Origin of the sequence: Naasia sp. SYSU D00057 (assembly GCF_017916505.1) — a bacterium.
GTDB lineage: Bacteria > Actinomycetota > Actinomycetes > Actinomycetales > Microbacteriaceae > Naasia.
Genome location: NZ_JAFMSZ010000001.1, coordinates 1,469,181 through 1,484,622, shown reverse-complemented (window position 1 = coordinate 1,484,622; position 15,442 = coordinate 1,469,181). Strand labels below are relative to the sequence as shown.

Annotated in this window: 10 protein-coding genes; 7 read left to right on the top strand and 3 right to left on the bottom strand. The window is 72.4% G+C overall.

What is annotated here, in order from left to right; translation table 11 throughout:
* Positions 1-212: 212 nt before the first annotated feature.
* On the bottom strand, positions 213-4,772 hold the full coding sequence (locus tag J3P36_RS16545; protein WP_210506476.1) for a PKD domain-containing protein: 4,560 nt from the start codon (positions 4,770-4,772) through the stop codon (positions 213-215).
* A gap of 220 nt (positions 4,773-4,992) precedes the next feature.
* The gene (locus J3P36_RS07010; protein WP_210506475.1) at positions 4,993-5,970 is read right to left on the bottom strand and encodes a helix-turn-helix domain-containing protein; all 978 of its coding nucleotides are present in this window, start codon (positions 5,968-5,970) and stop codon (positions 4,993-4,995) included.
* 126 nt (positions 5,971-6,096) lie between these two features.
* Here J3P36_RS07010 and J3P36_RS07005 point away from each other — a divergent pair, with 126 nt between their 5' ends.
* The 5 genes from J3P36_RS07005 (at position 6,097) to J3P36_RS06985 (ending at position 12,487) form a co-directional block, all read left to right on the top strand.
* Positions 6,097-6,243 (top strand): hypothetical protein, encoded by a 147-nt coding sequence (locus J3P36_RS07005; protein WP_210506474.1) that lies wholly within the window; start codon positions 6,097-6,099, stop codon positions 6,241-6,243.
* Between the two features lie 67 nt (positions 6,244-6,310).
* Positions 6,311-7,276: a UDP-glucose 4-epimerase GalE gene (gene galE, locus J3P36_RS07000; RefSeq protein ID WP_210506473.1), complete on the top strand. Its 966-nt coding sequence runs from the start codon at positions 6,311-6,313 to the stop codon at positions 7,274-7,276.
* 235 nt (positions 7,277-7,511) lie between these two features.
* Positions 7,512-7,838 (top strand): WhiB family transcriptional regulator, encoded by a 327-nt coding sequence (locus tag J3P36_RS06995; RefSeq protein WP_210506472.1) that lies wholly within the window; start codon positions 7,512-7,514, stop codon positions 7,836-7,838.
* A gap of 160 nt (positions 7,839-7,998) precedes the next feature.
* Positions 7,999-10,938, top strand: a complete 2,940-nt coding sequence (locus J3P36_RS06990; RefSeq protein ID WP_210506471.1) for a glycosyltransferase family 2 protein — start codon at positions 7,999-8,001, stop codon at positions 10,936-10,938.
* A complete protein-coding gene (locus J3P36_RS06985; protein ID WP_210506470.1) occupies positions 10,928-12,487 on the top strand; it encodes a DUF5719 family protein in 1,560 nt (519 codons plus the stop codon). The genes J3P36_RS06990 and J3P36_RS06985 overlap by 11 nt, the downstream gene beginning before the upstream one ends.
* A gap of 95 nt (positions 12,488-12,582) precedes the next feature.
* Here the strand turns inward: J3P36_RS06985 and J3P36_RS06980 are convergent, their stop codons facing one another.
* Positions 12,583-13,023 (bottom strand): metallopeptidase family protein, encoded by a 441-nt coding sequence (locus J3P36_RS06980; protein WP_210506469.1) that lies wholly within the window; start codon positions 13,021-13,023, stop codon positions 12,583-12,585.
* A 47-nt stretch (positions 13,024-13,070) separates the two neighbouring features.
* Here J3P36_RS06980 and J3P36_RS06975 point away from each other — a divergent pair, with 47 nt between their 5' ends.
* Positions 13,071-13,289, top strand: a complete 219-nt coding sequence (locus J3P36_RS06975) for a DUF3499 family protein (RefSeq protein ID WP_210506468.1) — start codon at positions 13,071-13,073, stop codon at positions 13,287-13,289.
* Positions 13,290-13,857: 568 nt separating this feature from the next.
* Positions 13,858-15,357 carry an adenosylhomocysteinase gene (gene ahcY, locus J3P36_RS06970; RefSeq protein WP_210506467.1) on the top strand — a complete coding sequence of 500 codons (1,500 nt, stop codon included), beginning with the start codon at positions 13,858-13,860 and terminating at the stop codon, positions 15,355-15,357.
* Positions 15,358-15,442: the final 85 nt, after the last annotated feature.

Below are 15,442 nucleotides of genomic sequence, written 5' to 3'. Positions count from 1 at the left end.
TGGACCACTTCCGTGCCTGCTGAAGCGCACGTCGTTCGCCTGCTGGACCACTTCCGTGCCTGCTGAACCGCACGTCGGTGTTTGCTGAACCGAAGGACGGGCCTGCTGAGGGCGGCCGCAGACATGGAAGTCCCCGGTGTCCGCCGCAGGGGCGGAGCACCGGGGACCTCCGTTGGCTCAGCCGGCGGGCCTCCCGCCCCGCCGACTGAGGTTCACTGGACCCGGGAGGCGGTCAAGTTGTCCCAGTTGACGACGACCGGGCTCGGGGTCGAGCCGCTGCTGTAGTAGGAGTACAGCCCGATCGATCCGGCCGTCTGGAGGGCGGCGGTCGTGTCGGTGGTCGTCAGCGTCCAGGCGGTCGGCTCCGTGGCGCCCTCCCAGACCTTGGCCTGGATGGTCGTCGGGTTGGTGCCGGTCACCTGAAGACGCAACTGGAGGGTGTCGCCGGTCGCGAAGCTCACGTTCGGGATCGTGATCGACCGGAGGGTCGTGGTGCCCCGCTGCAGCTGCAGCGTGGCGGCCCCGCTCGCGCTCACCACGACGCGGGCCCGGTAGAACTCGGTGCCCACCCGGCGGCCGTAGACGCCCAGGTAGACGGTGCCCGTGGTCTGCCGGTTGAACGCCGCGCTGACCCGGAGGTCGGTGCTGTTCGACGAGACGGAGTTGAGGTAGGCGATCCGCTCGGCGCCCGCCGCGGTCGAGAACTTGCCCGTCCCGCCGTTCACCGAGTAGTTGGAGGCCGTTCCGGAGACGGTCCAGGCGCCGCCGGTCTCCGCCGTGCCGAGACTGTTCGTCGCGGTGCGCCCGAAGGTGTCCGCGGCGAGCGGGCCGCCGGCCGGGGGAGCGGAGGTGACGGTCACCTGGCGGGTGGTCGTCGCGGTGGCGCCGCCGTTGTCCGTGACGGTGAGGGTCACCGTGTAGGTGCCTGCCGCCGCGTAGGTGTGGGTCGCCGTCGCGCCGGTGCCGGCCGCGGTGTTGTCGCCCCAGTTCCACGAGTAGGACGCGATGGTGCCGTCCGAGTCGGTGGAGCCGCTGCCGTTCACGTTCACGCCGAGCCCGGCCACCGTGGTGGTGAACGAGGCCGTGGGAGCCGCGTTCGCCGGCGGGGTGGACGCGACCGTCACCTGGCGGGAGACGGAGTGCGTCGCGCCGCCGTTGTCGGTCACCGTGAGCGTCACCGGGTAGGTGCCGGCCGTGGCGTAGGCGTGGCTCGGAGTCGCTCCGGTGCCGGTCGTGCCGTCGCCGAACTGCCAGGCGTAGGACGCGATGGTGCCGTCGGCATCCGTCGAGCCCGAGCCGTTGAAGCTCGCCGTGAGGCCGTTCGCGGTGCTCGTGAACGACGCCTGCGGGGGCGTGTTGGTCGGCGTGCCGCCGCCCACCGAGCTCGCCGAGAGGTTGTCCCAGCTGACGACCAGCGGGCTCGGGGTCGAGCCGCTGCTGTAGTAGGAGTAGAGCCCGATCGAGCCGGCCGCCTGGAGGGCGGCGGTGGTGTCGGTCGTGGTCAGCGTCCAGTTCGCCGGCTCCGTGCCGCCCGCCTTCCAGACCTTGGCCTGGAACGTGGTCGGGTTGGTGCCGGTCACCTGCACTCGGAACTGCAGGGTGTCGCCGGTGTTGAACGTCAGGCCCGTCACCGTGCCCGAGCGCAGGGTGGTGGTGCCGCGCTGCAGCTGCAGGGCGACCGCTCCGCTCGCGTTCACCGTGGCGCGGGCGCGGTAGTGGTCGCTGCCAATGCGCCGGCCGTAGACGCCGAGGTAGGCGGTGCCGCTCGACGGGCGGGTGAAGGACGCGCTCAGCCGCAGGTCGGTGCTGGTCGACGAAACGCCGTTGAGGTATCCGATCCGCTCCGACCCGGCCGCGGTGGTGAACTTCGCGGTGCCGTTGTTGACCGCGTAGTTCGACGACGTCCCGGTCACGGTCCAGGCGCCGCCGACCTCGGCGGTGCCGAGGCTGTTGGTGCTGGTCCGGCCGAAGGTGTCGGCGGCGAGGGTGCCGGTGGGCGGCGGGGTGGTGCCGCCCACCGTGACGGAGGCGGTGCTCGTCGCGGTCGCGCCGCCGTTGTCCGTCACGGTGAGGGTCACCGTGTAGGTGCCCGCCGTGGCGTAGGTGTGGGTGGCGGTGGCGCCCGTGCCGGCGGCGGTGTTGTCGCCCCAGTTCCACGAGTGGGACGCGATCGTCCCGTTCGTGTCGCTGGACGCGCTGCCGTCGACGCTGACCTGGAGTCCGCTCACCGTGTTGGTGAACGACGCGGTCGGGGCGGGGTTGTTCGGCGTGGCGCCGGCGTTGGCGAGGCCCGGGGTGCCGTTGGCGCCTGCGGTGGCGCGCCAGTTGGCCGGGTCGGCGTTGTCGGCCGTCGGGCTCACCAGCTCCAGCGAGGGGCCGCCGGTGGCCGCGGGCCACGGCGCTGCCGCGCCGTAGGTCACGGCGTCGACGACGCGGTCGCCGGCCTTGAGGGTGAGCGTCTCGCCGTTGGCGGACAGGCCGCCGCCGAACTCGCCGCCGACGAGGCGGTTGCCGGCCGGGTAGGCGGCGCGGAAGGCCGCGTCGTCCTCGACGAACACCATGCGGCTGTTCGCGGGGATGACGGTGCCCGCCTGGACGGTGAGGTTGATGCCGTCGCTGATCGTCCAGCCCGAGATGTCCACCGCCGTGTTCGACGGGTTGGCCAGCTCGAGCCAGTCGCCGCTCGCGTTGGCCGAGCTGTACATGATCTCGTTGATCACGACCGCCGCGTCCGCCGACTGGGAGGTCGGCACCGGACCGTTGGGCGCCGTGTTGCTGTTGATCACGTTGCGGCGATCCGTGAGGCCCTCGAGGAGACGGGCCCGGCTGCGCTCAGGGGTGTAGAAGGAGTTGCGCGTGCCCCAGGCCGTGTTGTCGAGGCGCCACTCCTGCAGCGTCCGGTCACGGATGGTGTCGTGGAGCGCCTCGTACTCGCCGACCGGCAGGAACTGGTCCGCGAGGGTGCGCAGCCGCCGGTGGAACATCTCCCGGAACTCCGGGTAGGCGAGCATCGCCTCGGTGAAGTTGTTGCCCGAGTCGGGGGTGAGGAAGGTGCCCTTGCCGTCGGCGGAGGGCGGGCCGAAGGTCAGGTCGAGGTCCCAGTGCCACATCTCCCAGCGGCCGGTGCCCTCGGTGTCGCGGGCGAGCCACCAGTTGTGCCAGCCGCTGTCGTAGTGCCGAGTGATCGAGTTGATCGCCATGTAATTGATCAGCTCGGGCACGTTGACGTTCTGGTAGATCCACGCCTGCTGTGCTGCGGACGGGGCCGCGTCGACCGTGTTGCTGAGGGTCCAGACGTCGGTGAAGTCCTCGTCCTCGCGGGTCTTCTTGTCGAGCCAGCCCGACGCGGCGAGCGTGGCGGCGGAGGTGGAGCGGCCGACGGCGCCGCCGTCGCCTTTGTAGATGGCCCAGTCGTCCACGCCCTGCGCATCGCGCCAGGCGCCGTCCTCGGTCTCCATGATGCGGCCGAGGCTCCAGAAGGAGCCGTTGCGCTGGGTGCGCACCGGCAGGATCGTGAGCCCGCGGGCGCCGGCCTCGTCGACCGTCTGCCACGCCATGTCGGCGTACGGGTTCACGTAGTTCTGCAGAGCGAACTCGTCGAGCGGGTAGGGCAGCGCGCCGCCCATGGTCCACTCGTAGCCCTTCGGCAGCTCGACCTTCCAGTTGTTCTTGTCGAGGGTGCGCGAGGTGCCGCCGCGGATATTCATCAGGACGTTGTCGATGACCTCGCCGTTGTACGACCAGACGGCCGCGCCCTGCACGTCGTCCTCGCGGTGGTTCGCGCGGAGGTCCTCGTAGACCGAGTCCTCCATGAACCACTCGATGGTCGGCAGCTCGGTGCTCGCCGCGGGGTTGGTGACGACGACGCCCTTGTAGTTGATGGTGTCGCCCGCGACCGGGAACGAGACCGGCTGACCGCCGGCGGTCGCCTCGATGCGGTAGCGGATCAGGCTGCCGGCGGCCTGACCGGGGATGGATGCGGCGTAGACGCCGTCGTTCGCGCCGCCCGGACTGGCGAGGTCGTCGACGAAGGGAACCGAGACGTCGGCGCCGAACATGACCTTGTACTTCAGGGTGGCGGTCGCGCCGGTCGGCAGCTTCGCGGTGACCTGCACGGCCTGGTTCGGGGCCGGACGCTGCGGGCTGGCCGCCACGTCGCTGATCGTGCCGGGGGCGCTCGAGCCCTCGAGGGAGTTCTTGGCCTTGGGGGTGCCGCCGGTGCCGGTGCTCGGGCCCCAGTTCTCGGCGACGGTGTTGTCGGACATCAGGTCGCGCAGCTCGAGCGAGGGGCCCTGTGCGTCGGGGGAGCCGGGCCAGGGCGCCACGTCCGCATAGGTCACGGTGTCGATGAGCACGGCCGTCGGGTTCGCCACCGGGTCGGCGGTGGACAGGGACACCTGCTCGCCGCCGTTGCTGAGGTTGCCGCCGTAGACGAAGTCCGGCGCGAAGCCGTAGGTGGCCTGGAATTGAACCGCGTCCTTGCCGGCGACGAAGCGCCCGCCGGCGGGGATCACCGTGCCGGCCGGGAAGACGCCGGTGATGCCGGCCGAGAAGGCCCAGCCGGACATGTCGATCGGCGCGTCCGAGGTGTTCGCCAGCTCGATGAAGTCGTCGCCGTCCAGGTCGGACACGGCGTGGTAGTTGAGCTCGGAGATCACCACCCCGCCCGGCTCCGCGAAGGCGGGGGCGGTGCCGACGAACACGAGGCCGCCGGCGAGGGTGGATGCGATGGCAACAGTGGAGACCGCGCGGCGGCTTCGTCCTACCGTCATTGGTGGGTCCTTCAGGGCAGAAGGCGAGGGCGCACGGTGGGTAGCCGTCAAGAGCCCGCGCCGCTCGGGTAACGGCGCGGCGCGAACATATCAGCGCGCGAAGCCGCTCCGCTAGAGGAATCTGAGAAAAAGCCCAGAGCCGCCCTGAGGTTTGCTCAACCCTCCTGCGAGGCGGGAGTGCGCGGCGTGCCGCCGGCCGCTCCGGCCGCCGTTCCGGGGGTCAGGCGCTCTGCAGCTCCTCCTCGCCGGCGGGCACCGTGGCCCCGAAGGTGCGGCGGTAGGCGAGGGGGCTCGTCTGCAGCACCTTCACGAAGTGGTGCCGCATGACGGCGGCCGATCCGAAGCCCGTGCGCTGGGCGATCTGCTCGAGGCCGAGCGTCGTCTCCTCGAGCAGCTGCTGGGCGCGGATGATCCGCTGGCGGTTGAGCCAGGCGGCCGGTGTGGCGCCCGTCTCCGAGCGGAAGCGGCGCGCGAAGGTGCGGGTCGACATGAGCGCCCGCCGCGAGAGCTGCTCGATCGTGAGGTCCTCCGCGAGGTGCTCGAGCATCCAGTCGATCACCTCGGCGAAGGAGTCCGTCCGGACCTCGGGGACGGGCGTGCCGATGTACTGCGCCTGGCCGCCGTCGCGCTGCGGCGGGATGACCATGCGCCGGGCGATGACGTTGGCGGCGCCGGCGCCCAGCTCCTTCCGCACGATGTGCAGGGCGGCGTCGATCCCGGCCGCGGTGCCCGCCCCCGTCACGATGTTGCCCTGCTCGACGAACAGCACGTCGGGGTCGACGTCGATGGCCGGGTAGCGGTCGGCGAGGCGATCCGTGTACATCCAGTGCGTCGTCGCGCGCTTGCCGTCGAGGATGCCGGCCTCCGCCAGGTAGAAGGCGCCGCTGCAGACGCTGAGCACCCAGGCGCCGCGTGCGGCTGCGCGCCGGATCACGTCGAGCACGCGGTCGTCGAAGCCCTCCCACAGGTAGGCGGGGATGGCGACGAGGTCCGCGTCCTCGGCCACCGAGAGCGGCTCGTCGACGTACAGCTTGAGGCCGTGCTTCGTCGGCACGGGGCCGGGGTCGGCCGCGACGACGTGGAACTCGAAGCCCGGGCCGCCCATGTCGGTGCGGTCGATCCCGAACACCTCGGTGATGGTGCCGAACTCGAAGTGGGCCATGCCGGGGAGGGCGATGCAGACGATCTTCCGGAGCAACCGGGGCCCCTTCCTCTTGTCCTGTCGGGCGCTGCGACGCAGTCGGACCCAGTGTGGCGGTAAATGCACGAAGTGCGTCAATCCTGCCACTCGTGGCGGCTTCTCCGCGACCATAGCGTTCCTGCCATGCTCCTCTTCTTCTCCCTTCTGCTCCTCCTCTCGGCCGCCGCGATCCTCGACACGGTCGGCGCTCTGCGCACCGACGGCTACGGCCCCCGGTCCGCGCCGCCCGGCAGCCATGCCGAGGAGTATCCGCAGTGGTCGACCCGCTGAGGCCGCCGGAGGCGGTGCCGGCTCCTCGCCGTGACGGTGGACCATCCGGCGTCGATAGGCTGGCCGCATGGCATGGCTGGTCACCGGCGGCGCCGGCTACATCGGAGCCCACGTCGTTCGGGCCTTCACCGAGGCGGGGATCGCCTCCGTCGTCCTCGACGACCTCTCGAGCGGCATCCGCGAGTTCGTGCGCGACGACGCGGCGTTCGTGCGGGCGAGCATCCTCGACGGGGTGCGCATGACGCAGCTCTTCGAGGACCACGAGATCTCGGGCGTCGTGCACCTGGCCGGCTTCAAGTACGCGGGGGTGTCCGTCCAGCGCCCGCTGCACACCTACCAGCAGAACGTCACCGGCACCGCGACGCTGCTCGGTGTGATGGCCGAGGCCGGCGTCGACAAGATCGTCTTCTCCTCGAGCGCGGCCGTCTTCGGCACGCCGGACACCGACCTCGTCACAGAGGAGACCCCGACGCTCCCCGAGTCGCCCTACGGGGAGTCGAAGCTCATCGGGGAGTGGCTGCTCCGCGACCAGGGCCGGGCCACCGGTCTGCAGCACACGTCGCTCCGCTACTTCAACGTCGTCGGCTCCGGATACCCGGACCTCTACGACGCGAGCCCGCACAACCTGTTCCCGCTCGTCTTCGAGGCGCTGCTCGACGGGCGGACGCCGAAAATCTACGGCGACGACTATCCGACGCCCGACGGCACCTGCGTCCGCGACTACATCCACGTGCAGGACCTCGCGAAGGCCCATGTGGAGGCGGCCAAGCGGCTCGACGAGGGCCTGCCCGTCGAGCGCGTCTACAACCTCGGCAGCGGCGACGGCGTCTCGGTGCGGGAGATCATGACCGCGATGGCGGCCGGCACCGGCATCGACTTCGAGCCGGAGGTGGCGCCGCGCCGCCCCGGCGATCCAGCGCGCATCGTGGCCACCGGGGAGCTCGCGGCACGCGACCTCGGCTGGGCGATGCGGCACACCCTGAGCGAGATGGTCTCGAGCGCCTGGGAGGCCCGGCGCGGCGCGTCCGCTTGACGCGCTACGTGCGCCTCTCCTTCTTCTCTTCGTGCTCGCTGAAAGCGCCCTGAGGCGCGCCTGGAAGCACTCCGATTTGCGCCTGTATTTCCGTTCTGTTACCGGCGCGTCGCGACCCTTGACCGTTGGTTGAGGGTCTAACGTCCGCCTCTTGACGTGGGTGTAATTCCACGGTTGTAATTACCTCAGACGCACACGAGCACCCAGCTCAGCGTGCACATGGGGAGACTTTTCAATGGCTATCACTGAGATCAGGAGTGGGGTTCCTGGGGACTGGTTCGTCGACCCGGTCCGCCTCGGCGTTCCCGGAGTTCGCAAGGCCGCCCAGCCCGAGGACGAGGATGCCCTCGCCTGGCAGGGCGACGCACTGTGCGCCCAGACCGACCCCGAGGCGTTCTTCCCGGAGAAGGGCGGCTCGACCCGTGAGGCCAAGAAGATCTGCACGAGCTGCGAGGTGAAGGCCCAGTGCCTCGAGTACGCGCTCCAGAACGACGAGCGCTTCGGCATCTGGGGCGGCCTCAGCGAGCGTGAGCGCCGCAAGCTCCGCAAGCTGGCCGTCTGAGCCGGGATCACAGCACAAAGGGACGCCCTCCGGGGCGTCCCTTTCTGTTTGCCTCTGTCCGGCAGTTCGCCGGGCTGTGCGCGGCCGTCGCCCGCGCATCCTCGCCGCCTCCCGGGGTGTCCTCCCCGGATGCGGGGGACGCCGCGCCTAGCGTGACCCTGTGCGGCCGAAAGTGACAGCGATCCTCGTCGCCCATGACGGGGGAGCGTATCTCGACCGCACGCTCGAGGCCCTGGCCGAGCAGACGCGACCGCCCGACCAGACGGTGATCGTCGACATCGGCGCCAGCTCACGCGTGACCGAGCATCCCGCCGGCCTGCTCGGCGTGCAGCATGTCGCGGCGCCCTCGTCCCTGTCGTTCGGGGACGCCGTGAAGGCGGCGGCGCGCGTGCTCGCACCCGCCTCCACCGACGGCGAGTGGCTGTGGCTCCTCGCCGCCGACAACGCGCCCGATCCGGACGCGCTGCGAGCGATGCTCGCCGCCGTCGAGATCTCGCCGTCCGTCTCGGTCGCCGGTCCGAAGCTCATGCAGTGGGCCGACCCCGACTACCTCTACTCCTTCGGCGAGAGCATGACCCGGTTCGGCACCGCGGTCGAGCTCGCCGAGCCGCTGCTCGACCAGGCCCAGTACGACCGGGAGAGCGACGTCCTCGGCGTCTCCGCCGCCGGGATGCTCGTCCGCCACCGTGTCTGGACCCGCCTCGAAGGGTTCGATCCCGCGCTGCCCGCGGTCGACGACGCCCTCGACTTCTGCGTCCGCGCGCGCCTCGCCGGGCACCGGGTGAGCCTCGTGCCCGACGCCCGCGTGCTGTCCGCCGGCCGGCGCTCGCCGGGCACCGCCGTCCTCGGCCCGCGCACGTCCCGCACGCGCCGGTCGTATCTGGAGCGCGCCGCCCAGCTGCACCGCCGCCTCGTCTACTCGCCCCCGCTCGCTCTGCCGCTGCACTGGCTCTCGCTCGTGCCGCTCGCGATCCTGCGGGCCCTCGGCCAGCTGCTCCGCAAGCAGCCCGGGAGCGTCCTCGGCGAGTTCGGCGCCGCCTTCGCCGTCGCGTTCGGGCACGCCGCCTCGGTCCCGGCGGCGCGCAAGCGGCTGAAGCGCGAGCGGACGCTCGGTTGGACCGCGATCGAGGCGCTCCGGCTGCCGTGGGCCGAGATCCGGCGCCGCCGCGCGCTCGCCCGCGAGGACGCCACGTCGGCCCGGCGCGCGGGCCGGCACGAGATCCGGTTCCTCGCCGGAGGGGGAGCGGCCGTCGTCCTCGTCGCCGCCCTGCTCGGGCTCGCTCTGCACGTCCCGCTGCTCGGCGCCGCGGGCGTCGCCGCTCCCGGCCTGCTGCCGCTCGGCGGCGTCGGCGAGCTCTGGGGCTCGCTCGGCTACGCCTGGCGCGGCCTCGGCGACGGCTTCGTGGGTGTCGCGGATCCCTTCAACTGGATCCTCGCCCTGCTCGGCACGGTCACGTTCTGGTCGCCGTCCTACTCCATCGTGCTCCTCTACGTCCTCGCCCTGCCCCTCGCCGCGGCCGGCGCCTGGTTCGCCGCCGCCCGCCTCACCGCGAGCGCCGGCCTCCGCGGGATCGCGGCGGCGGCCTGGACGCTCGCGCCGACCCTCCTGGTCGCGCTCGACCAGGGCAGGCTCGGCGCGGTCGTCGCCCACCTGCTGCTGCCGTGGCTCTTCTTCGCCCTGAGCACCGCCCGTCGGTCCTGGGTTGCGGCGGCGACCGCATCGCTGCTCGCCGCCGGGGTGCTCGCCGGTGCGCCGTCCCTCTGGGTGCCGCTGCTCGCCCTCTGGCTGCTCACCACGGTGGCTCTCGCCTCCGCCGGTCGACGCGGTCGCGGCTGGCACCGGCTCGTCGGCCTGCCGATCCCGGCGCTCGCCCTCTTCCTGCCCCTCGGCGTCCAGCACGTCCTCCAGGGCACGCCGCTCGGTGTCCTCGCCGATCCGGGCGTGCCGCTCGCCGCGACCACCGAGCCGAACTCCGTGCTGACCTCTCTCGCGTTCCTCGTCGGCCTTCCCGGCGCAGGCTCGACCGGCTGGGCGAAGTGGGGCGTGCTCGATCCCGCCGCCGGAGAGGTCCTCGCCGTCGTCCTCCTCCTGCCGCTGCTCGCGCTGGCGCTCGCCTCCGTCGTCCTGCCGGGTGCCGCCCGAGCCGCGGCCGCTCTGGCTGTCGCGGCCACCGGCTTCGCGACGGCCGTCCTCGCCGTGCGGGTCGCCGTCGGCGCCGCGGGCGAGGCCGCCGTGACGCCCTGGCCGGGCGCCGCGCTGAGCCTCACCTGGCTCGGCCTCGTCGGCGCGGCCGTCATCGGGCTCTCCGCCGGACACCGAGTGCTCGCGCGGACCGCACGCGTCACCCTCGGCGGGCTCGCCGCGGTCGGCATCGCGGCCGCTGTCGTCCCCCTCGTCTGGGCCGTCGCGACCGGCGCAGGAGGCGCGGTCCCGGGCGCTCCGCGCACCCTTCCCGCTCTCGTGACCGCCGGCGCCGCCACCGACCCCACCACCGGCACCCTCGTCCTCGAGGCGCAGAGCGGCAGCGGCATCAGCGCCTCCGTCGAGCGCGGCTCGGGCGAGACGCTCGAGCAGCAGAGCACCCTCTACTCCGCCGCGCCGCCGGACGCCGCGCTCGGCGCCGACCTCCCGTCGCTCGCCGCCAACCTCGCGTCCCGCAGCGGCTACGACCCCGTTCCCGTGCTCGAGGCGCAGCGGATCGGCTACGTGCTGCTCGCCCCGGGCACCCGGGAGACGAGGGTCGTGCACGACCGCACCGCCGCCGCGATGGACGCCAACCCGCTCTTCGCGCCCGTCACCTCGACCGAGCACGGCACCCTGTGGCGCTACGCCGGTCTCGACGCCGGGATGCCCGCCGCCGCGCCGAGCGGACCCGGCGGCTTCGACACCGCGCTAGGCGGCGCCATCCTCGGCATGCAGCTCCTCGTGCTCCTCGTGACCCTGCTGCTCGCGCTGCCCACCGGCGGACTCGCCGACTGGTGGCGGCCCGAGCGGGAGGCCCGCCGCGGCTCGGGCCTGCAGGCCGGCCGCCGCAGCCCGGCCGCGGTGCCGGTGCGCACCATGCCGACCCTGGCCTTCGGAGGCGACCATGGCGAGTAGCGCTCTGCGCATCGGCGGCCGGGTCGCGTCCGGCATCGTCGCAGTCGGCGGAGCTGCCGTCCTCGTGTTCGGCGGCGCGCTGCTGCCCGCGCCCGCGCCCGCCGTCGCCGGTGTCGACGTCACGCCGGCCGCGGTCGATCAGTACCGCGCCTGCCCGGGGCCGCTCGTCCGCCTCGGCGACGAGTTCGGGCAGGACGTGACCACCGTCAACACGTTCGGCGCCCCCGAGGTGACCGCCGGCACGGTCGCGGTCTGGGGCGCCGCCTGGTTCCCGCTGGCCGACATCGACGTCGCCGCGCGTGCGGACGGCGTCGCCTCCACCGTGATCACGGCCCCGAGCGCTGGGGCGGACGATCAGCTTCTCGCGGGCGCCCAGGCCCAGGTCGCGTCCGCTGCCGACGTCGCAGGCCTCGCCGTCGCGGGCTGCACCGAGGGCGCCGCCTCCAGCTGGGTGGTCGCCGGCGCGACCGACACGGGGCGGACCAGCATGCTGCTGCTCGCGAACCCCAACGATGTCGCCGCGAACGTCGACCTCGTGCTCTACACGGCCGACGGTCCCGTGGAGGCGCCGGGTGTGCAGGACCTCGTCGTGCCGCCGCGCAGCCAGAAGGCGCTGTCCCTCGCCGGCTACGCCCCCGGCGCGTCGCAGCTCGCGGTGCAGGTGCGCAGCCGCGGCGGGCTCGTCACCGCCTCCCTTCAGCACGCGGTGGTCCGCGGACTCGAGCCGGGCGGCGTCGACGTCGTGGGCCGCACCGCCGCGCCCGCCACGACGCAGGTGATCCCCGGCGTCCGCATCACCACCGCGGAGGCGGCCACCGCCCGCTCACAGGTGGGCGGCTCGCAGGACGTGCAGACGGTGGTCCGCATCCTCGCGCCGAGCGCGGACACCGAGCTGTCGATCGGCGTCGCGCCGGAGAGCGCGGGCGGCACCGGCACCTCCGTCGACGTGCACGCCCATGCCGGTCGGGTGCTCGACGTGCCGCTCACCGGGCTCGACGACGGCACCTACACCGTCACGGTCACCGCCACCGAGCCGGTCGTCGCCGCCGCGCGCGCCTCCACGGTCGCGCCGCCCGCGGACGGCGAGGACGAGGACGAGGAGTCCGCCGCGTCGGACTCGGGCTCCGGGTCGGGCTCCGACGCCGAGGAGTCGGAGGAGTCGGGCATCGGCTTCGACGTCGACGGACCGCTCACCGACGTGCAGGTGCAGGACGGCGAGCGCGTCGACCTGGCCTGGTTCTCCGCCGGCGGACCGCTGTCCGGGCCCGCCGCGATCGCGGTCGCGAATGCCGCCTCCCCGCGGCTCGCCGTCGTGAACCCCGGCGACGCGACCGTCACGCTGACGCTCACGGGCGGCGGCAGTCAGCAGGCGATCGAGCTGGCCCCCGGTGCGAGCGCCGGCGTCGACCTCGCCCCGAACGCCATGTACGTGCTCGCGGGCGGCGGCGGGGTGTCCGCGTCGGTCACCTACGCGGGCGACGCCGAACTCGCGGCCACGCCCGTGCGTCCCGCGAATCCGCTCGCGACGCCGCTCACCGTCTACCACTGAGCGCCGGCCGCGCCGCTCGCGGGGGCTGCGGACAGCTGCACCCCCGGCAGACCGTCGTGCCGTGTCCGCACGACCCGCGGGGACGCCGGCTCGGATCAGGGGTGCCGGAAGCGGTCGGGCGCGAGATCCCAGGGGTCGCGTCCCAGCAGCTCGCCGACGGCGCGGAGCACGCATCCCTCGACGAGCATGCGGAGGTGCGTCTCGTCGTTGACGTGCAGCTTCGACATCCGCTCGATGGGCAGGCGGTAGAGGATGATCCGGTTCTCGCGGGGGAGCACCGTCCAACGGTCCACCGCCGGTCCGCTCACCGCGCGGGGGATGCCGGCGATCTCGAAGCTCACCTGGTCGAGCTCCGGCCACAGTCCGCGCAGGTACTCCGCGGTGTCGGCGACCGCCTCCTCGAAGACGTCGATGCGCCCGCGCAGCATGGGCAGGTGGGGTCCCGTGACGGAGGACCGGAGCCCGCGGCCGTGGCGGTCGAGTCCCCGAGCCCGAGGAGCCCGGACCCGTCCCGCCGCGGATCGTGAGCGAGGCATGCGCACATGCTACTCGCGCCTTCGGGGGCGGCTATCCTGAACGGAATATGAGCAAGAGGCCGTGTTCCCGGACGGGCTGCCGGCGCGAGGCAGTGGCGACTCTGACCTACGTGTACGCGGACTCGATGGCGGTGCTCGGCCCCCTCAGCAACAAGGCGGAGCCGCACAGCTACGACCTCTGCGAGGTGCACGCCGAGCGCCTGTCCGCTCCGCAGGGCTGGTCGATCATGCGCCACGTCTCGCTCGCCCCCGACTTCGACGCCTGATCGCGCGCCCGAGGGGCTGGGCGGCGTGGTTCAGCAGGAACGGACGCTGTCCAGCAGGCGAAACACACCCTGACCTGCCTGCTGAGCTGCGTCGGCGCCTGCTGAACCGGTCTTGCATGGGGCCGGCAGGAACCGCGGCGGCGCGGACGGAATCCCGACTCTCCAGCAGGAACGGCTCGTCCCCAGCAGGAACCGCTGCGGTGCTCGGCAGGAACGGACGCGGTCCAGCAGACGAAACAGGTCCGATTCTGCCTGCTGAGGCACTTCGGCTCCTGCTGAACCCGTCCTGTGCGGGGTCGCCAAGTACCCGAGGGTCCTCAGCAGGAACGGCTCGTCCTCAGCAGGCGCAGGAGCGGCTCAGCAGGCGAAACCGGACCGAATCTGCCTGCTGAGGAACTTCCGTTCCTGCTGAAGACGCTGGCGAGGTGCTGTCCACGAGCAGGCGCGGCGTCCCTGACGAGCGGGGATTCGCGGCGAGTTCCTGCTGAACGGGAATGGGTTCCCGCGCTCGCGCCGTTGCACTACGGGACGCCTGCGGCAGGACGGGCGCGAATGGGAGAATGACCGGATGAGCATCACCGCTACCGCCACCACCGAGAGCGGGCTGCAGTACCGCATCGCCGACATCGGCCTCGCCGAGTCCGGCCGTCACCAGATCCGCCTCGCCGAGAACGAGATGCCGGGCCTGATGGCGCTGCGCGCCGAGTACGGCGACTCGAAGCCCCTCGCCGGCGCCCGCATCGCCGGCTCCCTACACATGACCGTGCAGACGGCCGTCCTCATCGAGACCCTCGTCGCGCTCGGCGCCCAGGTCCGCTGGGCGAGCTGCAACATCTTCTCCACCCAGGACGAGGCGGCCGCCGCGATCGTCGTCGGTCCGAATGGCACGCCGGATGCGCCCGCCGGCGTCCCGGTGTTCGCCTGGAAGGGCGAGAGCCTCACCGAGTACTGGGAGTGCGCCGAGGAGATCTTCGACTGGACCACCGAGGCCGCCGCCGCCGGCGAGACCTTCACCGGCCCGAACATGATCCTCGACGACGGCGGTGACGCGACCCTCCTCGTGCACCGGGGCGCCGAGTTCGAGCGCGCCGGCCGCGTGCCGTCCGACAGCGATGGGGACAGCGCCGAGTACCACGTCATCCTCGACCTCCTCCGCCGGTCCCTCGACCGCGACCCGCAGCGCTGGACCCGCATCGCGGCCGACATCCGGGGCGTCACCGAGGAGACCACGACGGGCGTTCACCGGCTCTACGAGCTCGCGCGCGACGGCAAGCTGCTCTTCCCGGCGATCAACGTCAACGACTCGGTGACGAAGAGCAAGTTCGACAACCGCTACGGCATCCGCCACTCGCTGCCTGACGGCCTCAACCGCGCCACCGACGTGCTGATCGGCGGCAAGGTCGCCTTCGTCGTCGGCTACGGCGACGTCGGCAAGGGCGCCGCCGAGGCGCTCCGCGGCCAGGGCGCGCGCGTCATCGTCAGCGAGGTCGACCCGATCAACGCCCTGCAGGCGGCGATGGACGGCTACCAGGTCGCCCGCCTCGAGTCGGTGCTGCCGCAGATCGACATCCTCATCACCGCGACCGGCAACGAGAACGTCGTCACCCTCGACCACATCCTCGGCCTGAAGAACCTCGCGATCATCGCCAACGTCGGCCACTTCGACAACGAGATCGACATGGCCGGCCTCGAGGGCCTCGCGGCCACCGGCCAGGCCGAGAAGGTCGAGATCAAGCCGCAGGTGCACGAGTGGCGCCTGCCGAGCGGCCGCAGCGTGCTCGTCCTCTCCGAGGGGCGCCTGATGAACCTCGGCAACGCGACCGGTCACCCGTCGTTCGTGATGAGCAACTCGTTCAGCAACCAGGTGCTCGCGCAGATCGAGCTGTACACGCGGCCGGAGGAGTACCCGGTGGGGGTGCACGTGCTGCCGAAGCGCCTCGACGAGAAGGTGGCGCGCCTGCACCTCGACGCGCTCGGTGTGGAGCTCACCGAGCTGACCCCCGCGCAGGCGAAGTACATCGGCGTCGACCCCGCGGGCCCCTACAAGGTGGAGCACTACCGCTACTGAGCCGCACTCGAGCACGCCGAGCGCGCCCCGCTGCACCGAGAGCACCTCGGGCACGGGGCGCGCTCGGCGTTTCGGGGCGCGCTCG